Source organism: Kribbella sp. NPDC055071 (genome assembly GCF_053608045.1).
In genome coordinates this window covers 70,272-91,396 of sequence record NZ_JBSGUS010000007.1, presented here as the reverse complement: position 1 = coordinate 91,396, position 21,125 = coordinate 70,272, and the positions used below count along the sequence as shown (strand labels likewise).

The window sequence follows — 21,125 nt, the reverse complement described above, 5'->3', positions numbered from 1 at the left end:
GGGCCGCACATTCTGCCCACATCGCAACAGCAACGGGAGAACTCCAGTGACTGATATTTCCCTGTCGCGTGGATTGACGCGGCGTTCCTTTCTCACCACGGCGGGTGCCGTCGGCGGCGCGGTGCTCGGTGGGCGGCTGCTCACCGGCGGCGCCGTACTGGCCGCACCCGACCGGTCGGCGGCAGCGGCCGCGCACCCGGTCAAGCAGGTCCACCTGGTCGGTACCGACGGCTGGGTGGCGATGCCGGGCGACGCGCCGCCGGATCCGCCGTTCTTCCCCGATCCGCTCGCGCCGAGCCCGTTCAACACCTACGTCTTCGGCTTCCGGGACGTGACCGGGATGAGCTCGAACCTGGTCGCGGCCCAACGGGGCAAGGCACAGGTCAGTGCGCCGATGATGGCGTTCGACGAGGAAGACGACGTCTATCTCACCCTGACCAACCTCGGGCTGGCGCAGCGGCCGGACCTGTTCGACGGGCACACGCTGCACTGGCACGGGTTCGTCAACGCGATCCCGCTGTTCGACGGCGTACCGGAGCTCTCGCTCGCCGTGCCGATCGGGCGCGACCTGACCTACTTCTACCGGCCGCACGACGCCGGCACCTACATGTACCACTGTCACTTCGAAGACGTGGAGCACGTCCAGATGGGGATGACCGGGATGGTGTTCGTCCGGCCGGCCCAGAACCGGACACCGCTGCATCCGGGGGAGCGGTACGCCTACAACGACGGCGACGGGTCGACGGCGTATGACCGTGAGTTCGCGTTCATGGTGACCGAACTGTGGTCGGCGGCGCACTACCGGGACGCGCACATCCAGGTGAACGACTGGACCGACTACGACCCGAGCTTCTGGTTGCTCAACGGTCGTGCGTATCCGGACACGATCGCCGCGAACGGCGATCCGCTGAGTACCGCGGCCGGCCGGCTGCAGTACCAGCCGATCTCGTCCCTGATCCGCTGCAACGCCGGGGACAGGGTGCTGCTGCGGTTCTCGAACCTCGGTTACCAGAACCACGCGATGACGGTCGACAACCTCGACCTGACCGTGATCGCGAAGGATGCCAGCCTGTTGAAGGGCCGCGACGGTACGACGAACTACCTGACCACGAACATGGTCGAGATCGGGCCGGGCGAGAGCCGCGATGCGCTGTTCGTCGCGCCCGGTCCCGGCGAGTACCTGCTCTACGACCGCAAGTACTCGTACCTGGACAACGGTGGCGGCGCCGGGTACGGCGGGATGATGACGAAGATCGTCGTCGGCCCGCCCGGTACCTATCCCGCACAGACCGCGGCGAACGCGTGACGGGGGCGATGATCCGATGAAGAGACTCTTGATCCAACGGGCGCTCGCCGTGACAGCGGCCGTAGTACTGGTCACGACACCGCTCGTGGTCCGCACCCAGGCCTCGGCCGCGGAGATGTCCGAAGGACTGCTCTGCGACACCGACGCCAACCAGACGTTCTCGCTGACGGCGAGTGACGGCTATGTGTCGACGCCGGACGGCAACTCGATCTACATGTGGAGCTACGGCAACAGCAAGCGCGGCTTCCAGCTGCCCGGTCCGACGCTGTGCGTCGAGTCCGGCCGGCCGGTCACCGTCGTCCTGCACAACAAGTTGCCGGAGGCAACTTCGATCGTCTTCCCCGGCCAGCAATCGGTGAAGGCGAACGGGAACCCGGCCCAACCGCAGTTCGACTCCGGTGGCTCACTGACCTCCCTGGTCCAGTCCGCCGACGCGGCGAACGGATCGGTCACGTACACGTTCACCGCGGGCAGCCCGGGGACCTACCTCTACGAGACCGGCACGGACGTCGACAAGCAACTCCAGATGGGGCTGTACGGCGCTCTGGTCGTCCGGCCCGCCGGTCACCCGAACCAGGTGAACGATCGCGCCGACTCAGCCTTTGCCAACGGCAAGGAGTACGTCTACCTGCTGTCCGAGATCGACCCCGATGTCCACCTTGCGGTCGAGCGGAACCAGCCGGTCGACGTCAACGCCTCGAAGTCGCGGTACTTCACGATCAACGGCCGCAGCATGCCCGACACCCTGGCGCCGAACAACGCGCCCTGGCTGCCGGGCCAGCCGTACGGCGCGCTCGTCCACATCAAACCGTACGACGCGGCAACCAATCCGCTGCCTGCGACGATCCGGTATCTCAACGCCGGCAGCGTCAACTACCCGTTCCATCCGCACGGCAGCGACGAACGCGTCGTCAACCGCGACGGTCATGCCCTGCAGGGTCCCTCCGGAGAGGACCTCTCGTACCAGAAGTACGACCTCGACGTCGGTCCCGGGCAGACCCTCGACGTGCTGATGGACTGGCGCGACGTCGAGCACTGGAACGCGACGACCAATCCGATCCCGACGCAGCTGCCGGCGATCACCGACCAGTTGCTGGTCGGGCCGGACACCTGGTTCTCGGAGAGCGGCTACCTCGGCACCAAGAACCCGGTGCCGTCGAACCTGACCCAGAACAACGAATGCGGCGAGTACTACCACATCGCGCACAGCCACGCGCTGGAGCAGGCGACCAACTACGGGGCAGCCTTCGGCGGCATGATGACGGTCTTCCGCATCGATCCGCCCGCCGGCTGTGCGAGCCAGTGAGGACACCGACGATGACGAACAGACTTCGGGTCGCAGCCGTAGGCGTGGCGACCACCGCGCTCGCCGCCGCCATGCTCTCACCGGTCTCCGTGGCCGCGGCACCGACGGCCCAGCAGGCACCTTCGCGGGCATCGGTTGCCGTCGGCAAGCTCACCCCGCGCGGATGCAGCTTCGCCGCCGGTACCGCCGCCTGTGATCTCTACGCGATGGCCGGAACCGCGACCGTCCTCGGAACCGCCGTACCGATCTGGGGTTTCTCCGGCACGGGTACCGCGGGCTCCGCGACCGCTCCGGGGCCGGCACTCGTCGTACACCAAGGCGATCAGGTCACGGTCACGCTGCACAATCAGTTGGCCGGGCAGACCGTTTCACTGGCGTTCCCGGGGCAGGCCACACCCACCGGTGGCGAGGACACCGCGGGAATCGCCTCGGGCACCCGGACGTACACGTTCACCGCCACCCGGGCCGGGACCTTCCTGTACGAGGCCGGACACACCTCCGGTGGTGCTCGGCAGGTAGCGATGGGCCTGGCCGGCGCGTTCGTCGTCCTGCCGTCCGACGGCTCGGCGTACGGGACGCAACCGGCCGGCTATCCGGCGAGCCAGTACGACGACGACGCGCTCGTCGTCCTGAGTGAGATCGACCCGGCATTCAACGCGAATCCTTCGGGCTTCGACCTGCGGAAGTTCAGCCCGAAGTACCGGCTGATCAACGGCAAGCCGTTCCCGGCCAGCGATCCCGTCGCCACGGACCAGGGACACAAGGTCCTGCTCCGCTACGTGAACGTGGGATCGCTGACCCACCCGATGACGGTGCTCGGCGGTCTGCAGACGGAGATCGCCCAAGGCGGTCACCCGCTGCACTACAGCGCCACGGTCGCGGCCGAAAGCGTCGATCCGGGCCAGACGATGGACGCGCTGGTGACCATGCCGACCGGGCCGGAGGCCAAGCTGGCGCTGTACGAGACCGCGCGCCATCTGGACAACAACGCGCAGCACACGGCCGATCCGGCCCAGTTCGCCTTCGGCGGCATGCTGACGTTCCTCGACACCAATGCGCCGCCTCCGAGCACGGACGGCGTCGGACCGGTGTCGACGCATCTCAGCCTGAGTCCGAACCCGTCCACCGGCCAGGTGCCGGTCACGGTCACCGCGGACGTCAGCGACGCGACCACCGGTGGGTCGGTGGTGAGCCAGGCCGAGTTCGTGATCGACGACGCGGTCACCGTCGGCCCCGGATTCGGTACGCCGATGTCCCTGCCCGCCAGCGGAGTCAGCGTCGTGGGCGCCACCGGAACCATCACCACCGCGGTGCTGGCGGCGCTCGACGCGGGCCGTCATACCGTGTTCGTCCGGGGATTGGATGCCGCCGGCAACTGGGGCGTCGTCGGCTCGGTCATCCTCAACCTGCCGAAGACCGGTCCGCAGACGACCAACGGCTCCATCGCCGACGTACCCGCCAACGCCACTGTCGCGGTCAGCGTGTCCGCGACCGGTGACGATTCCGACGCCGGCGGTCTGATCACCGCAGCCGAGTACTTCCTCGACACCGTCGGAACCGACGGCACCGGGACCCCGCTCACGCTGAACCGCAGCGCGACCGTCGTCTCGGAGGATGTCGACCTGACGCCGGCGGTGCTGCAGACCCTCACCGAGGGCATGCATCACGTGCTGGTCCACAGCAAGGACTCGCTCGGTCTGTGGGGTCCGACGTTGGACATCCCGTTGCCGATCGACGTCACTGGCCCGGCGGTCGACGCGGCCGCCGTCGGCCCGAACCCGACGAACGGCGTGCTGGCCGACAAGAGTCATCCAGGCAACCTGCTGGTGTCGGCCGAGATCACCGACAAGGACGCAGGCGGTGCGGCCCAGAGTTTGCTGGTCGACGCCGAGGCGTTCCTCGACCCGACCGTTCCGAACCCGCCAGGTGGGTCCGGTCTGCAACTGCTCCCGATCGACGGGAAGCTCGACTCGACCGGTGAGGCGTTCTACGGGCTGATCCCGCTCACCCAGGTCAGGTCACTGACCGACGGCACCCATCACGTCTACGTCCGTGGTCAGGACGCGGCCGGCAACTGGGGCCCGCTGTTCGCGGTCAACCTGATGGTCGACAAGACGGCGCCGGTGCTGGGGGCCTTGACCGCCACACCTAACCCGACCGGTGGAGCGGCCGTCCTCACCCTGACTGCTCCGGTGACCGATGCCTCGCTGATCGCGAAGGCGGAGTACTGGCTGGGTAGCACCGATCCGGGCGTCGGCAAGGGCATCTCGGTTCCGGTGAGCGTGGTGGCCGGCAAGGTCCAGGTCACGGTCCCGCTGGCATCGGTTGTCCCAGGCAACCAGGTGTTCAACCTGCGGGTGCAGGATCTGGCCGGCAACTGGAGCAAGGCGGTCAACACCACCGTCTCGGTCCAACGGCCGAACGGGATCTTCTCGGACGGCTTCGAGTCGGGCGGCTTCGGCTTCTGGAGCTCGAGCACCGGGGGAGTGGCGAACACGACCACTTCCGCTCTGCCCGGACCGCTGGAGCCGGGCAGCCTGCGCGGGTTGCAGGCGACGCTGCCGGGCGCGGCGTACCTGAGCGACAACACTCCCGCGGCGGAGACGTCGTACCACGCGAGGTTCGTGTTCAACCGGAACACGCTCACCTCGGGAACGACCGCGACCACCGCTCTGAGTCTGTTCCAGACGCGGACCGGTGCGAACGGGCAGGTGTTCGCGCTGGAGTACCGGGTCACCGCCGGCTCGGCGCAGGTCCGGACCCTGATGGACCGCAGTGGGGCAGGGACGCTGACGGGAGCGTGGTTCACGCTCACGCCGGGGACTCACACGCTGCAGGTGGATTGGACCTCCGGGCCGGCCACCGGTGCGACAGCAGGGTCGCTGCGGCTGCTGGTGGACGGCGTGAGCCGCTCGCTACAGACCGGGAACACCAGCACCTTGCGGATCGAAACCGCGTGGCTGGGGGTGTCGGCCGGGATGAGCGCCAGTTCGTCCGGGCAGGCGTACTTCGACACCTTCAACTCGACCAGGTTCACGATGCCGTAGCAGTTCGGCGGCGGAGGCCTCGATGACTCGAGGCCTCCGCCCGTTCAGGGGAGGGGACAGACATGCTGGAGACAAGAGTTCGTCGTACGGGCGTCAATCGCCTGGTCGTCTTGGCGGCGGTGCTCGCGGTGGCGCTCGTGGTAGGAATTCTGGTCGGGATCCGGCTCTGGTCGTCGGCCGATGCGGCCGGGACGTTTCCGCAGAGCGCGGCGATCGAGCAGCAGTACGGCGTACGTTTCAGCCGGGTCGCCGTGGTCGGCGACGGCGGCCTGATCACCTTGACCTATGTGGTCCTCGACAGTGAGAAGGCCACCCGGTTCCAGTCCGACGTCGGGCACCCGCCCGAGCTACGGAGTGAGGCCCGTGACGGCGGGACCAAGCGCGTGTCGATCATGAAACAAGGGCACACCCTGCGCGCCGGGCAGACGTACTACCTCGTGTACCAGAACACCAAGGGAGCACTCCGGCACGGCGAGAAGACGTCCATCCAGGTCGGCACCCTGGTCCTGCCGCATGCACCGGTCTTGTGAGGCGTGAATCAACTTTCTGGGACAGTCGCGCCGGGCCGGATCGGTAGCAGGATCTCGAACAGCGCACCACCCTCGGGAGCCTTCGACGCGATGATCCGGCCGCCGTGCGCACGGACCGCGGCCATGGCCATCGGCAGCCCGAGCCCACTGCCCATCGGGGCCACCGAAGGCGGTGGACGGTGCCAGAAACGCTCGAACACGTGCGGCAGATCGACGGCTCGGATCCCGGGCCCGGAGTCCGCAACACTGATCACGTACCAGGGACCGGAGATCTTCCCGGAGAGCCGGATCCGGCTGCCTTGCGCGGTGAAATGGACGGCGTTCTCGATCAGCGCGTCGATCGCGAGCTCGAGCCAGTCGCCGTCGGCCGTGATCGTGGCGGTGGCCGGCTCGTCGAGCTGCCAGTCGCGGTCGGCGCTTTCCGACCAGTTGGTGCCGATGCCGGCGAGCAGGTCGCCGAGGTCGAGCTCGAGGTGCCGGAGCGCGCGGCCGGAATCCAGCTTCGCCAACGCGAGGAGCCGGGTCGACAACGCCGACAACCGATTCATCTGCCGGACGACGACCGCGTAGTCGACCGCCGACTCCGGATCGTCGGTGAGGATCGGTTCGAGCAACTCCAGATGGCCGACGGCGATGGTCACCGGTGTCCGCATGGCGTGCGAGGCATCGCGGAAGAACTCGCGTTCGCGCTCGAAGACCGCGAGCCGTTCCTCGGCCATCAGCTCGACCTGCTGCTGCGCGGCGACCCGGCGGCGGGCATGCCAGACCATGGCCAGGAAGAGCAACGGCATGAGGGGGATCTCGGCCCACTCGGCCCGGCTGGAGCCGTCCCGCAGCTGGTGGCTGACGAGGATCCAGCCGGTCAGCACGGTCACCAGGAAGGTGATCAGCAGGGTCGGCTTCAGCGGCCAGACGCGAAAGCCGTAGACGAGCGTGAGGCCGAGGAACAGCAGGTGATACGGGATCACCTCGCGCTCGATCATCACCTGCATCAACGCGAGCATCGCGAGAATGTAGACGGCGAGCAGGCCGTCGATCACGCGGTACCAGTCCGACGTCAGCTTGCCGGTCCGGAGCCGGCCCAGCCAGGCCCCTCCGCTCTCACGCGCTCTGAAGCTGATAACCGACATTGCGCACCGTCTGGATCACGTCGCGGGTCATCTTGCCGCGCAGCCGCCGTACGTAGACGTCCACGACGTTGGTCGCGGGATCGAAGTCGTACCCCCACACCGCCGAGAGCAGCTCGCTCCGGGAGCAGACTTTGTCCGGTTTGCGCATCAAGTGCTGCATGAGCAGGAACTCGCGCTCCGACAGGGCCGCCTCGCTGCCGTCGATCCGCAGCTTGCGCGTCCGGATGTCGAGCAGGATCCGGCCGACCCGCAGGACGAGGTCCTCGGACTCCCGGCCGGCCGCGTCCCGGAGCCCGAATCGCACCCTGGCCAGCAGCTCGCGGATCGTGAACGGCTTCGGCAGGATGTCGACTCCTTGCTCCAGGCAACGAATCCGGGCCTCCGCGTCGGCGACCGCCGAGAGCACCAGGATCCGGGTCTCCGGGCTGCTCACCAGGACGGCCGCGATCACGGCTTCGCCGTCGACCTCGGGCATCCGCAGGTCGACCACCATCAGCTCGGGCTTCTTGGTCAGCGCCGTCCGCAGCCCGTCGCCACCGTCCGTCGCGGTCAGCACCCGGTACCCCTCGGCCTCGAGCCCGCGCCGGACGAATCGCACCACTTCCGGTTCGTCGTCAATCACCAGAATCGTTGTCATGTTTCTCCCCCAATGGCGGGTCGCGCGGCACCGCGCTCCCGCCATCCCAGTCCGCCCCCGAACCCAAGGACATACTGACTCAGGGTGACGCCGGAAGGAAGCCCACGGCCCGGCAGTTCTCCCGATCCGGCATGACAGTCGGATGAGAACCTCGTCATTTCCGCGCTCGTCGAGCCTCCGGCGATGGATCCTGTCGAACACCACTGTTCGTGTCCGAGGGGGGAGACCATGGGCGCGGTCACACTGGGTAGACAGGGCTGTCGGCGTCGTCGGTGGGTGACCGCGGCGATGCTCCTCGTGGTGACCGCCGTGCTGTGGGTGGCCTCGGGCGGGGTCGCCGCGGCGCATCCCGTGCTGCTCCGGTCTACTCCGGAAGACGGCCAGACAGTGCAGACCTCACCCCGGCAGCTCGACCTGTGGTTCTCCGAGCCGCCGACCGAGGCCGGTATCGAGATCTCGTTGTCCGATCGCGACGGCAAGGCCATTCCGCTGGGTGCCACCCGGATCGCGGACCGGGGGATTCACCTGATCGTGTCTGGGTTCCCGGTCTTGCCACGCTCGGTGTACGAGCTGCGCTGGAGCGTCGTCTCCAAGTACGACTTGCACCGGCTCCAGGGCACTCTGGTGTTCGGGGTTGGTCTGGCGGCGACGTCGACCGGTGCTCCGGCTCGTACGGTCACCGGGCCTGCGGCCACGGCTTTGGACGTTGTACTCGGCTGGTTGGATCTCGCCGGCACCGCAGTCCTGTGTGGCTGGGCGTTCCTCGCGGTGATGTTGGCCAGGCGCCCTCGGCCGGCACTGCCCGAGCCGGTGGTGGCGACCATGCTCGGGCTGGCGGTCGCGTTCGGGTTCCTGTCGCTGTTCACCTCGCTGGTCCGCAGTGGCAGGCAGTTGTCGGAGGCAAAGAGTTCGGAGTCGGGGCTGGCCATCCTCATCGATTCGGGTCAGTTGACGCGCTGGACGTTGCGCGAGCTGGCCCTGCTCGGAGTGCTGGCCGTGCTGATCAGGCGCGTCCGGGGCGCACCGGCAGGAGCTGCCGGTACGACGTTGCTCGTCGTTCTCCTGTTTGCCGACATCGTGCTGCGGTCGGCGAGTAGCCACGCCCAGAGCGGCCCGGTGTCGCTCGTGGTGCTGTCCGTCCATGAAGCTGCGGCGCTTGCCTGGATCGGCGGACTCGGTGTCCTCGCCGTCCTGACCGGCCAACTGGGGGAGCGCCGAGGACAAGCGTTCCGGCTCTGGAAGGCATTCGGGCCGCTGGCGGCGAGTTGCGTTGCCGTCCTCACTGTGACCGGTCTCCTGTTGGCAGGGCGTCAGGTCGCGACCGTCGATGCGGCGCTCGGAACGCTGTACGGGCGAGCGCTGCTGGTGAAACTCGCTGTCGTGGCGGCGGTGATGGCGTTAGGTCTCCGGCACGCCCGTCGGCTGCATCCGTGGCTGACGCGCCAGCCGGGTCGTGAGCCTCGGACGCCGACGGCGCGCGGTCAGGTAGTGACGGCGTTGCTGGGTCTCGGCGTGCTGTTGTTCGCGATGGTGTTGGCGGTGAGCCCGCCGGCGCGTGGTCCACAGTTCGCCAAGCCGACTGCGGCGACGACGAGGACGACGTACCAGGTGGACGATCTGCTGATCACGGTGGCGCTCACGCCGAACGTGCCCGGCCGCAGTCTCCTGTTGGTGGACGCGGTCAGCAGCAGGCGGCCCGTGCCGGGACCGATTACGGCGGTGACGGCCGACCTCGGGACGAACACCGGCATCGTGCTTCGTCGTACGCAGGGCGCGGCCGGGGGCGACTCACGGTGGCAGGCCGCGGTGGATGTCGACGCAACCGGCGACTTCCCGCTTCGGATCGTTGCTCTACGCAACCACCCCGGGCCTGCCGTCGTTGCGGGAACCTGGGCGGTGCCGAGCGGGCTGAAGCCGCGCGCTGTCGTCGTCTCGGACAGCCCGTTGACACCGTGGACGAACGCTGGGGCGGCGGCGATCGCCGTACTGGCGCTGGTTGTTGCGGCCGCGTTGATCCACCGCCACCTGCTCGTCGCGTCGACCCCTGATCTGGAGGCTTCGGAGTCATGACCTCGCCGTACCTGCGCAGCCTTGCGATCGCGCTGCTTCCGCTGGGTCTGCTCACAGCCGGCTGTAGCTCGTCGGTGGCTCCCTCGGCCGCCACGACCACGGCGGCGCCGTCATCGGTCCCGCGGGCCGACGTCACCATCAACGTGGTGGTGTCGGAGGGAGTGGTGACGCCGAGCGGCGCCACCATCGCGGTCACCGTCGGCCAATCGGTAGCGGTGGAGGCGATCAGTGACGTCGAGGAGGAGGTGCACGTCCACGGGTACGACAAGGAACTCCAACTCGCACCCGGCAAGCCGGCGTCGGTGGTGTTCATTGCGGACGTGAAGGGCACGTTCGAGGTGGAGACACACAAGAGTGGGAAGCTCGTCGCCAAACTCGTCGTGTCGTGACCGCTGCAGAGCCTAGTGCCGCGCCAACAAACGTTGGGGTCGTAACGATGGAGTGACCCGGTGGTCGGGGCCGTCGCGACGAATCCCCCGGCCCGGCCAGCTCCGGCTCCGGCTCCTGCTCCGGCGGAGAAGATTTCATGGGGCGGCCATGGAAATCGGGGGATCCACACCCGCATCCAGGCTCAGCAACCCCCTATTTCATGGGCCCACCCACCACGTCGGTCCGGTCGGCGTCGAGTCGTGCGTATGGGTTCGGGCCGGGATCGTCGAGTCGTGAGTCCGGATGAGATGGTGCGGCGTGTCGCCAACCCCGATCCACGACTCGATGCCCACACCCGGCACCGGTCTCGGGATATGGCCGAGTGAGTGGAAGTCGCGGTACACCCAAAGGGGTTTGGGGAGCATTTAGCAACCTGAAACGACAGGCGACACTCCCCAGTCCCGGTAAAGCGGGCCAGCACGGGCCAGCGCGGGCCGGTGGACCGGCAGGTGGATGGATCTGTCCAGGCAGTGAGATCCCCGGCCGGAAACCGACACGTGCCAGGGGCCTTGAACAGGTTGTGGTGCGTGGACACACGGTATTTCCTGTTCAAACCCACCACAAGGTGTTCACACCCCGCCACACCCGCACGCGCCAGACCGCGAACGGCCATCCCACCCAGACCCCACACCAACCACCCGACGCCCTGACCCCCCGCCGCCCCGCCGCCCCGCCGCGCCGCCCCGGCCGAAGGCGGCAACAGGCCCAACCACCGCGAAGCAGTGTCCGATCAACCCACCATCAGGCAGGAGGCCCCTATTTCAGGGGTCTACCCATGAAATAGGGGCAGCAACGGCGCAATGACAACCACAACCTTTCTTGCCGAAGCACTAGGTCGGTCGGGAGAGCTGACGAGTGCGGTTGCGTCGTTCGTCCCGGAGGAGCAGGACGACCACGCCGACCAACAGGGCTACGCAGACGGCGGCGAATGCGACCAACGACGTCGGGCTGCTGCCTGGGTGCCAGCTCAAGGTCCCGTTGATCGTGACCAGCGTGCCATCGACCAGCAACTCGATCGCCCAGGTCCTGATCAGGTGAAGCTTGTTCGGAGCTTGGTCGACGACGGCCGGGCGACCGGGTCCGGTCCAGCGGATCCGGTCGTCGGGGAACTGCGCGGTGCTCGAAGTCGAGATCTCTTCCCACTCAGGTGCCGCGTTGGCGTTCGCGTCCGCCGGGACGGCGTGGCCCTCGTTGCGATAGGAGGTCGGCGAGTGCACGTTGCGGGCGACGCCGTGAGCGGTGATCCGAAGGTACTGGTCCTGGTCGTAGCCCAAGACGATGACAGTTCTGCGCGTCGGGTTGGTGATCCGCAGGTAGCGTCCGTCCGTTGCGACGGAGATGTGCATGCCGGGGACCGCAGGCTCGACGCTGGTGATCGCGCTGGCGAAGTGCGGCAGGCCGCCATGCGCCGCGGCAGTGCCGGCGCTGGACGCCCACAGCAGTACGCCGACCAATGCCAGGGCGGCTAGACGCCGCCTCCACACCCGCCCCGATGAGCCCTGCACAGCCATTTCCCCCGTCCCCTTGCCGCGATTATGCGCCGGTAGCCGGGTGTTGCGTAGTACTCAGTGGTCAGCTAGGCCGGACGGTCGTCGCCTTCCCAGGTCCAGTGGGGGACTTCGCGGAGTGGGTGAAGCTCGCTGTCGGTGGTGGCGTTCGAGTTCTGCATCGCGACGTGCGTACCGAACTCGACGTGCTCGCGAACGGCTTCGCGGAACGGTTCGTCAGCCGGCATCCCGGCTGCATCGAGCGCTGCCAGGTAAAGCTCGACAAACCGCTGGCGCTGTTCTTCGGTGATATGGAGATTGCGATGGACCGCGATCAGCCCTTCGAACCCGCCAAGCTCGCGAGTGAACCGATCCGGCCCCCCGAACGACTCAGCGGTAAACGCCGTCAGGTGATCGACATGCTGAGGTTTCCCCGCACCAAACAACGGCTGCAGCACCGGATCAGCCAAAACGCTGCTGTAAAAGGTGTCCTCGAGCCGATGCAGCCCGTCCTCCCCACCCGCATGCTCAAAAAGAGACGGCATACGGCCACCGTAACCCGCCAACACGTCGCGAATCACGCGATCCCCAAACATCGCCGCTGGTTCGTCGTGCGTCGAGTTCCCGCCACCACCAGGCGTCCGTACAGTGAGACGGCACCCAAATGTCTACTAAATCAGTAGACTTTCCGATGTGGCCCGCTCGTACCCGCGGGCCACACCAAAGGTTGCCCTCGGCCCCGTTCACCAGGCGGGACCGCGGGTACACGGCGGCCGGCGAGGCGGAAACCGGCCGCCCCGGTTCTCCCGGGCAGCGGGTACGACAGAGCTGCCCGGGAGAACCCCGCGTCGACAGCGGCTTGCCCGAAGGGGTCGTGCGGGGATGCCCAAATGCTTAGACCATGGACTCACCAGGCTCGCCTCGCTCGCCTGATGCTGGAGCAACTCCTTGCCCAGTTGTCGACGAGCGAAGGTGATCGGATGTACGACGAGGACATCGAACGGGCCATGACCGCAGTAACGCTCGTACGCGACTCGCAGTTCGAGCCGTGGTTCAACGCAATCTGCGCCGCCTACGCCAACGCCCCCTCAGACTGGGACGCACTGAAGGCCGAGCTCAGAACAACAGCACCACAATTCGACTCAAGCTTCGACAACACGTTGATCGAGTCGTTCATCACGGCCGCCGAGCGCCTGAGCAGCCCGCTGCAGACCATCGCAAAGCTGGAGGCCATCGGCGTCTCCGAGCTCGCCCTCAACTACCCCAAGCTGCTCGCACAATCTCGCCCGGGTGCAGGCCCGTCCGCCTCTGATGCTGAGTCGCTGTCATGGGTCACGGATGCCCAGCGCGAGAAGCTCGAGAGGAGCCTCGGCCTGGACTCGTGGCGCGATGTAGTCCTGAAGACGCTGGAGAGCAAGTACCCAGGCTGGCGTTCCGCCGGACCAGCAAACCTGGTCAAGTTCCTCGACGGCTGGTCCGACCAGATCATCGCCGAACACATCCCGCCCGCGCCGCCCCCTCCGTCCGACGCCGAAAACCTCTCCTGGGTGACAAAACCCCAGCAGGAGAAACTCGAGCGTGGCCTCGGCCCCGACTCGTGGCGCGACGTCGTCCTCAAGGCCCTGGAAACCAAGTACCCAGGCTGGCGTTCCGCCGGATCAGCCAATCTAGTGACGTTCTTGGACGGCTGGTCCGACCAAATCATCGCCGAACACGTTCCGCCGGCGCCCCCTCCTTCCGACGCCGAGACCGTCTCCTGGGTGACGAAGCCCCAGCAGGAGAAACTCGAGCGGAGCCTCGGCCTCGACTCGTGGCGCGACGTAGTCCTGAAGGCACTGGAAACCAAGTACCCAGGCTGGCGTTCCGCCGGACCAGGAAACCTGGTCAAGTTCCTCGACGGCTGGTCCGACCAAATCATCGCCGAACACATCCCACCCGCCCCACCACCACCCGCCGCGGCGTCACCCCAGTGGCTCGCCTTCCTCCAACAGAACATCACCCGCTTCAAGGGCGAATCCTCCTGGGTCTTCTACCGAGGCTGGCTCCTCCCAGAAGCCACCACCCAAGGCTTCGCCGCGGAAGCCAAAGCCTTCATAACCCGAGCAGAATCCCTCAAAACCAAATCCGCAGCCTTCACCGAACTAGGCATAAACCTCCAGGCCACCCCAGCCGCCACCGCCGATCCCACCGCCCGACCCGCCCCACCAGTACCCACTCCCACCCCGCCACCGGCTGCCCCAGCGCCCGCCCCACCCCCGGCAACCCCTCCGCCCGCGGCACCCACCTCGAGACCACCGGTCGGGACGACACCGGCGACCACTCCTCCCGGAGCGCCCGCATCCACATCACCAGCCGCGACCACGCCGGCAACCGCTCCCTCCGGAGCACCCACCCAACAGCCCGAGCCGTCCGCCACCACATCCACCCCCGCAGCGACGGCAACCCCGAATGCTCCCGAGGACGCGGCGACGGCCACCGCGGCCGAGCCGACGACGCCCGGCGCGGAGGCTACGGAAGCCCCCGTCGAGATCGACCTCGCCATGCTCCGGTCGATCGCCGACAAACTCGAGAGTCAATCCGACCTCTCGCCCGCCGAGGCAGACGCCTTCGAGGAGTTGGCCCTGCTCGCCGGATTGCGCTTCGAGGACGTCGACTAGTGCCGCGCCAAGACACGTCGGGGTTGTAACGATGGAGTGGCACGGTGGCCGGGACTGTCACGACGAACCAGTCGGCCCAGCCAGGCCCGTCGGAGCCGATTTCATGGGTAGACCCATGAAATCGGGGGATCCACACCCACATCCAGGGTCAGCAACCCCCAGTTTTATGGGTCTACCCATGAAATAGGGCAGCTCGGCACGGGGCCGGGTCACCACGGTGCACCTCGTGAGCTCCACCTCCTGACCACCACCTCCCACCCACCCATCACCGGACCGGTCAGCCCGACACAGTGACAACCCCAACCCTTCTTGCCGAAGCAATGGCCATCGTGCGTCGGCGATGAGTCGTCGCACGCTGGCGACTGCTTTTCTCTCCATACAGAACGGAGCAAGTCGTGGTCGATCCATTCTCGGTAGGCATCGGCGGCGCGGGAGCGATCGTCGCCGCCGCCGGCGCGATAGTCCAGGTCGTCAACTTCGCCGTCGGCACGAGTGGTTCCGTGGCGACAACGTTCAATTCCGCGGCCTCGACGCTCGACGACGACCATGTGAAACGACTCCAGGCCCGCTCCGGCGGACAACTGAAGATCGTGCACCTCCAGCGTCACCACCTGCCTTTCACGTTCTATCGCAAGTCGGTTCTGAAGGAGCACGTGGACCGAGCGACCATCTTCCCGCGGATAATCAGTCTGATTTCCTACGGCGACGACGAGGCCGGCGCCAGGAAGAGGCTTGACGAGATGGTGAGAAATCTCGAGCAATCAGAGGTTCGAGTGCAAATACCCTTGCAGCTGGAATGTGAAATCGTCGGATTCCAGTATCGACAGGATGGAAAATTCAAGAAAGAATTTCATGTCCGCTCGGCTGTGGTGAAGGCGTGGCATGACGACGGGTATCCGTACCTCAACTACTTTCAAGAGAGGGCCAGTCTCCAGTTCAGTGCGCACGGCAATCTCGTCGACGGCGTGAACGCGTCGTACGTGGTCTTCTCCTGGCACTTTCGAAGCGAGGGCCGGCGGTTCCGCGCGAGTGGCGGGGAGATGCAGGGTGATCTCAGGCTGAGCCTGGGGAGCGGCGGTCAAGCGATCCTCGATCCGATTTCGGTCAACAACATCAAGATTCTCGACGGCCTGGGCGGCTATCCGGAATCGCTCCCGATCGATTCGACGATCACCCTGAAGACCGCGAAGCCCGCCAAGGAGGCAGCGCCGAAAGATGCGGCGAAGGACACGGCCGCAAAGGACGGCGCGGCGAAGGACGATTCCGGGAAGGACGGGTCGATCCCGATCCGCGATACCGCGACCGGGATGACGTCCGACAAGGTGCGGCGTTATGCCGAAGAGGCGGCCGGCTACCGTGGAGTCGAAAACGATGCAGACGGTCGGCCCGTGCCCAAGGAGGAATGGGTCCTCAGTGAACTCGGTACCAAAGAGGCGGTTCGGCGGTACGTCAAGGATCGATATGGAGTGCCGATCTCTTACGCGCCGGCGCAACTTCGACTGGAGAACCTGCTCGAACGGTACGAGTCGTCGCAATGGATACTGTTTCTCGCGCACCACACCGGGGATCTGTACGGTCCGGAACGCTCACCGCTGCTGGCGAGGATCGAGGCCGGCGGTGTGTATCGAAGCGATGAAGAGGTAGCGGAACTTGTCCGCCGGGTGGATGGCGACCTCGAGCGAGAGTTCGCGTCATTCGTCGCCGACCGGATGAAGGCGACTGCCGGCACCGGGACAGATCGTGCGAAGAATGCTGAGCAGATACTCGACGACTATCGAGAGTTTCTGGCGGGTCTGATTGTCCAGCTTCCCGCGCCAGGGACCGATCGTGAGGTGGCCCGAAGGCTCACGGATGCGGTGGCGCCAAAGATCGTGCGCGCGTGCAGCTCGGGAATCGTGGAGATTGCGCGCGTGCTCGGCCTCGATCCGGAGCTCGAACGGGACCGCGTCGAGCGCCGGTTCGCCGACATCGACGCGTTGCCGGACTCCGATCGCCGAATTTCGGGCGCGGTGGAACAGCTGGCGTCATTTGCATCCGAGCAGGGCCTCAATCCTGCTGGGATTCCCCCGCTGATCGCCGGTCGTGTGGGTGGAGACGAAGGGGAGAAGGTGTCATGAGCCAACCAGATCCGTTCTCGCAGGCCCAGAACGTGATGAGTACGTTCGGGGTCCGCGCCCAGGCAGGAACGAGTGTGCTCTCGTTCGCGATGGGATCTGACGGGAGCGGGCAGCTCGCCCCTACCTTCGGTCCGGACGCGACGACGCTGACCGATGCACGCGTGGCGACCCTGAAGAAGTATCTCGGCGCTTCTCTGCGGGTCGACAGCAGGAAGCGGTACGGCTTCCCGTGCTTGTTGAGCGTCAAGTCGCTCTCCTCGGACGGGTTCAAGGCGCTCAAAGTCGTACTCGCGGGCATGAACTCCGCCGGTCGAGCAGGGAAAACCGCGTTCAATACCGGTCGGGCCATTGCCGGTCCAGATCGCGGCGCGGAGTACAACAAGGCGATCCAGAAGGAATGGGATCGCGTCGGGAAGGCGCTGACGCAGACCAGTTCGAGGTTCGCGATCCCGTTCTTGATCGAATGCGAGGTCATCGGCAGCAAGTTTCAGCGCCGCGGCGAGGAAGAATCCGAATGGGATGTTCGTGCGCGTGTCGTTCCCTATCAGGGGGAGGGTGCGGAATTCCGGAACGCCTTCTGTGAGGCCGCAACATTCTCTCTCAAGGGATCGGCGTACGCCCGCGGAGGTGGCTCTCTCTATTGCGAGTTCGAGTGGACCTTCTATATGAATGGAAAGCGTTTGCTCTCGATGGCCGACGAGTATCAGGGTGTGGTCCGGATCGACATCGTGAAGGGAGAGGTGCAGCCGCCGGTCATGAGCGGTACCAAAGGCCTGGTCAGTGTGGTCGGAAGTAGGCGCGAGGAGTCGTTGCCGATCGACCTCGCGGCCGGGAGTGCCCTGACCGGTGAGGCGACGAGGTTCGCAACGCAGTCTGCGGTCCCCGCTCCCGGCCGGCGAGGCGACGGAGCCGGGGGAAAGTGGAAGCCCGACAGCGTGAAGGTGCGAGAAGCGTTGCGGAACTACGTGGCCGACCGGTATTCGCTGCCACTCACCGATCCCCGGGGACAAGCGTGGCTGAACGAGGTCTATACGGCCCAAAGCCCGGCGCGGTGGCTGTTGTTCATCGCTCACCAGACGGGTCAGCTGTACGGGTCCGACGGCGAGGCCATCAATCTCAGAGACGGACTCGTGCAAGCGACTGTGTACCGCAGCGATGAGCAGGCGAGTGCCTTGGCCGAGAATCTCAAGAAGGTTCTTGATACCGCATTCCAGGCTTTCTTGGTGGAGCGTGCGAAGACTGGTCGCGGACTGCCGGATCAACGCCGCCCCGAGGCTGAGAAGCTGTTTCGGCGATACGATCTGCAACTCCGCCAGCTCGACAAGCAACTCGGTGCCGGTGTCGGCCGACTCGACGCTCGCGCGTTGGAGGCCCGGCAGGCCCTGCGGCAGCGGATCCGTGACACCGCCGAGTCGGCCCTCGCCGACGTCATCCGCGTTGAGCAGGGGCTCGCCGGGTCAGATCGGGCGCGTCGCGAAGCCAGGAACGCCCCTGGAGACAATTCTTTGGAGAAGTTCGCCAACTACGGAATCGCAAATCTAGGTGCCGGGTCGGGAATGAAGAACGAAAGGCCGTACAACGCCCGGTGGGCCTCCGGCGGCTGAGCCGGTCGGGCGTCAGTGGAGCTGGCGGCGGGAGGTTATGTTTAGTTTGGTGAAGATGTTTCTTAGGTGGTATTCGATTGTTTTGGGGGTTACGTAGAGGCGGGCGGCTATTTCTCGGTTGGTTAGGTTTTGGCGGACTAGGGCCACTACCTCCTGTTCCTTTGCGGTGAGGTTGGGACGTTGTGGTGGGTTGTCCGGGGTGGTTAGGGCGGCCAGGTCGGTGGCTGCTCGGCGGTGGTAGGGGGTGGCTTGTAGGGCGGTGAAGCAGCGGTCGGCGGTGGTCAGCCAGTGGGTGGCGCCGGAGAGGTCGCCGATGGTTTGGAGGCGGCGGCCGTGGGCGTGGAAGAGTTGGCCGTCGGCCAGGCGAGGGCGGAGCTCGATGAGGGTGCTGAGGCATTCTTCGGTCAGGTCCAGGGCCGACTGGAGGTTGCCTTCGAGTTCGGCTTGGTGGGCGGCCAGGCGTACGACGGTGCTCGTCATCACCGCGATTCCTTCGGTGCGCTCGTGCAGGGCCGCGAGTTGGGAGGCGGCTTCGGTGACCTGGCCGGTGTGCTGTAGTGCGTCGATCAGCAACGGGCCCCACCAGGTGCTCCACCATTCGTGCGGGCCTCTTGATCCGGAGCGGAGACCGGGGACGGCACTCAGGGCGGCGAGGATGCCGCGGTGGTCGTTGCGGGCTTGGTAGAGCAGCGCGGTGGCGATAGCGGCGTACTTGAGGTCCTGTGGACCACCGACCCTGCGCGCGGTGGCGTCGGCGGCGCGGACGTGGCGCTCGGCGGTCTTCCAGTCGCCTCGCGCCGACGGGACCAGAGAGGCGGCGAGGCGTCGAATGACTTCGTTCATGGCCGCCTGATCCTCGTCGGCCAGCATCGCGGCCCTGCGCATCGTCAGGATGCTCGAGTCCCATTCGCCGAGCTGATACTGAACGGCGGCCAGGTAGCAGTAAGGCTGGACACCGGACAGCATCTGTGCACCCGACTCCTGCCGGCGGACGACCTCCGAGAGATCCCCCCGGGCCTCCTCGGAATGCCCGATCAGCGCGTGCAGCGCCCCGCGGCAGCCCAGCGATTCGAGATCTTGGTTGGAAATGTCCGACGGGTGCGGTGACAGGGACCGGAGCTTTTCGAGGCCGGCCGGGAGGCCGTCCCGCCTGCTCGCGGCGACCGCCTGCAGACACACGACATAGTCCCGCAGAGTCTTGGGTACGCCGGTTGCCGCCAGCGCCACCTCCGCGAACTCGATCGCCTGGTCGATGTCACCACGCCAGACACTGATGCCGGTCAGGCCACTCGCGGCGGCGCCACGAACCCACGAGCGCGAAGTGGTCGCCGAGAAACTCGAGTAGGCCTGAGTGAGGTGCCGCTCAGCCTCCTTGCGCCGTCCTCTGACCAACAGCTCACACAGACCGAGCGCGAGGGACCGGAGCGGACTCGGCGCACAGCGGGTCGCGCGCTCGTACAGCTGCCGGCTGCGGCCACGGTCAGAGCTGAACAACAGGTGGACCATCGACGTCAGCAGAAGCTGCTCGCTATGCGGTCCCCAAGGGCTGACGTCCGCAGCCCAGCTCAGAAATGTCGCCGCCGTACCGTGGTCTCCCTGATCGGCCTCCGTCGCCGCGGCCTTCTCGAGCTGTCCGGCCAGTACGGCGTCCGTCGAGCTGACTGCTGCCACCCGGTGTTGCCAGGCCAGGAAGGTCTCAACCGTCGTCGCGGCGCGCCGGTGCAGTTCGCCGCGGCGGGCCGGCGACAGCGCGGAGTAGATCGCCTCCCGCTGCAGGTCGTGCGTGATGGCGACGGAACTGACGAGATCAGCGCGAAACCAGGTCGCCAGCCCGACATCGATCGCCGGCCGCAACGCCTGATGCGCGTCCTCGACCTGAGCGACCTCAGCGACCTGGGTCAGCGACGGTCGACCGCCGAGAACCGACAGTGCCTCTAGCAACGATCTGGAGTCGTCGGGAAGTCCTCGGAACGTACGGCGGGTTGCCGCCGCGACCGAGGGTGGGACGGCCAGTCGCCAGTCCATCGAACTGAGACGCTGCGACGAGACCTCGTTGAGCACTGTGCGGAGCAACAGCGGATGACCGCTGGTGTAGGAGTGGAAGCGTCGCGCGGCGCCGATCGGCAGGCGCCGGCCGACCAGAACCTGCGCCAGCTCGCTCACGTCCAGCAGATCCAGGCCGGTCAGGCGGAGATGGAGATCGGCGGGGATGCCATGGATCAGCCGCTCCAGCGCGGAGTCCGCCGAATCGGAGACAGAGCGCGCGCCCGAGAAGGACAAGGGTTCGGCGGCGGGGTCGGATCTGGTGACCAGGATCATCAGGAGTTGCTCGGACCACATCCTGCGGAGCAGGAATCGCAGCGCCTGCAATGAGCCGCTGTCGGCCCATTGGATGTCGTCGATCACCAGCGCCACCGGCGCGCGGCGCTGCAGCTCTCCGAAGAGCTCGAGCAACTGGCTTCCGACGGCCGCGGGGTTGGCCGCCGCGGGTGTCGCCGAGGCGAGCGAAAGCGTCCTGGCCCGGAGCTCCGGGGGTGCCTGGGCGAGGAGCTGGTCGATGACGCCCATCTCGAGGAGCGACTCGGCCGGGTCGCAGGTCGCGGACAGGATCGTGAAGTCGGTCAGCCGGCCGAGAAAGGAGCGGATCAGCCAGGACTTGCCGATCCCCGGCGGTCCCTGGATCACCGCCGTCTGATGTTCACCGGCGCGGACCTTGTCGGCCAGTTCGGCCAAGCGCACCAGCTCGACGCTGCGTCCGACGAAATCGTCGTCTGCGGGCCGGTGCACAGGGCCAGGGGGCATGGC

At 66.8% G+C, this 21,125-nt stretch carries 14 protein-coding genes; 9 read left to right on the top strand and 5 right to left on the bottom strand.

Going from position 1 to position 21,125, the window contains the following annotated elements; genetic code table 11:
- Positions 1 to 46: 46 nt before the first annotated feature.
- From ACWF4Z_RS14035 to ACWF4Z_RS14020, 4 genes are all read left to right on the top strand, one after another.
- Entirely contained in the window at positions 47 to 1,306 is a 1,260-nt protein-coding gene (locus ACWF4Z_RS14035; protein WP_452243405.1) for a multicopper oxidase domain-containing protein, read from the top strand.
- A 16-nt stretch (positions 1,307 to 1,322) separates the two neighbouring features.
- Positions 1,323 to 2,612 (top strand): multicopper oxidase domain-containing protein, encoded by a 1,290-nt coding sequence (locus tag ACWF4Z_RS14030; RefSeq protein WP_452243404.1) that lies wholly within the window; start codon positions 1,323 to 1,325, stop codon positions 2,610 to 2,612.
- Positions 2,613 to 2,623: 11 nt separating this feature from the next.
- Entirely contained in the window at positions 2,624 to 5,659 is a 3,036-nt protein-coding gene (locus ACWF4Z_RS14025) for a multicopper oxidase domain-containing protein (protein WP_452243403.1), read from the top strand.
- 62 nt (positions 5,660 to 5,721) lie between these two features.
- A complete protein-coding gene (locus ACWF4Z_RS14020) occupies positions 5,722 to 6,189 on the top strand; it encodes a hypothetical protein (RefSeq protein WP_452243402.1) in 468 nt (155 codons plus the stop codon).
- Between the two features lie 8 nt (positions 6,190 to 6,197).
- Here the strand turns inward: ACWF4Z_RS14020 and ACWF4Z_RS14015 are convergent, their stop codons facing one another.
- Both ACWF4Z_RS14015 and ACWF4Z_RS14010 read right to left on the bottom strand, forming a co-directional pair.
- Positions 6,198 to 7,319, bottom strand: a complete 1,122-nt coding sequence (locus tag ACWF4Z_RS14015) for a sensor histidine kinase (RefSeq protein ID WP_452243401.1) — start codon at positions 7,317 to 7,319, stop codon at positions 6,198 to 6,200.
- Complete coding sequence (locus ACWF4Z_RS14010; protein ID WP_452243400.1) at positions 7,291 to 7,956, bottom strand: response regulator transcription factor; 666 nt, start codon at positions 7,954 to 7,956, stop codon at positions 7,291 to 7,293. The genes ACWF4Z_RS14015 and ACWF4Z_RS14010 overlap by 29 nt, the downstream gene beginning before the upstream one ends.
- Positions 7,957 to 8,244: 288 nt before the next feature.
- Between ACWF4Z_RS14010 and ACWF4Z_RS14005 the strand changes: the two genes are divergently transcribed.
- Positions 8,245 to 10,026 carry a copper resistance CopC/CopD family protein gene (locus tag ACWF4Z_RS14005; protein ID WP_452243399.1) on the top strand — a complete coding sequence of 594 codons (1,782 nt, stop codon included), beginning with the start codon at positions 8,245 to 8,247 and terminating at the stop codon, positions 10,024 to 10,026.
- The gene (locus tag ACWF4Z_RS14000; RefSeq protein WP_452243398.1) at positions 10,023 to 10,415 is read left to right on the top strand and encodes a cupredoxin domain-containing protein; all 393 of its coding nucleotides are present in this window, start codon (positions 10,023 to 10,025) and stop codon (positions 10,413 to 10,415) included. Before ACWF4Z_RS14005 ends, ACWF4Z_RS14000 begins: the two co-directional genes overlap by 4 nt.
- An 870-nt stretch (positions 10,416 to 11,285) precedes the next feature.
- Here the strand turns inward: ACWF4Z_RS14000 and ACWF4Z_RS13995 are convergent.
- On the bottom strand, positions 11,286 to 11,966 hold the full coding sequence (locus ACWF4Z_RS13995; protein WP_452243397.1) for a hypothetical protein: 681 nt from the start codon (positions 11,964 to 11,966) through the stop codon (positions 11,286 to 11,288).
- 65 nt (positions 11,967 to 12,031) lie between these two features.
- The gene (locus ACWF4Z_RS13990) at positions 12,032 to 12,523 is read right to left on the bottom strand and encodes a group II truncated hemoglobin (protein WP_452243396.1); all 492 of its coding nucleotides are present in this window, start codon (positions 12,521 to 12,523) and stop codon (positions 12,032 to 12,034) included.
- 351 nt (positions 12,524 to 12,874) lie between these two features.
- Here ACWF4Z_RS13990 and ACWF4Z_RS13985 point away from each other — a divergent pair, with 351 nt between their 5' ends.
- The 3 genes from ACWF4Z_RS13985 (at position 12,875) to ACWF4Z_RS13975 (ending at position 18,320) form a co-directional block, all read left to right on the top strand.
- The gene (locus ACWF4Z_RS13985; protein WP_452243395.1) at positions 12,875 to 14,599 is read left to right on the top strand and encodes a hypothetical protein; all 1,725 of its coding nucleotides are present in this window, start codon (positions 12,875 to 12,877) and stop codon (positions 14,597 to 14,599) included.
- A gap of 395 nt (positions 14,600 to 14,994) precedes the next feature.
- Positions 14,995 to 16,716 carry a hypothetical protein gene (locus ACWF4Z_RS13980; RefSeq protein WP_452243394.1) on the top strand — a complete coding sequence of 574 codons (1,722 nt, stop codon included), beginning with the start codon at positions 14,995 to 14,997 and terminating at the stop codon, positions 16,714 to 16,716.
- 161 nt (positions 16,717 to 16,877) lie between these two features.
- Complete coding sequence (locus ACWF4Z_RS13975; protein WP_452243393.1) at positions 16,878 to 18,320, top strand: hypothetical protein; 1,443 nt, start codon at positions 16,878 to 16,880, stop codon at positions 18,318 to 18,320.
- A gap of 12 nt (positions 18,321 to 18,332) precedes the next feature.
- On the opposite strand, the gene ACWF4Z_RS13970 is transcribed toward ACWF4Z_RS13975, so the two are convergent.
- The gene (locus ACWF4Z_RS13970; RefSeq protein WP_452243392.1) at positions 18,333 to 21,122 is read right to left on the bottom strand and encodes a helix-turn-helix transcriptional regulator; all 2,790 of its coding nucleotides are present in this window, start codon (positions 21,120 to 21,122) and stop codon (positions 18,333 to 18,335) included.
- Positions 21,123 to 21,125 lie beyond the last annotated feature (3 nt).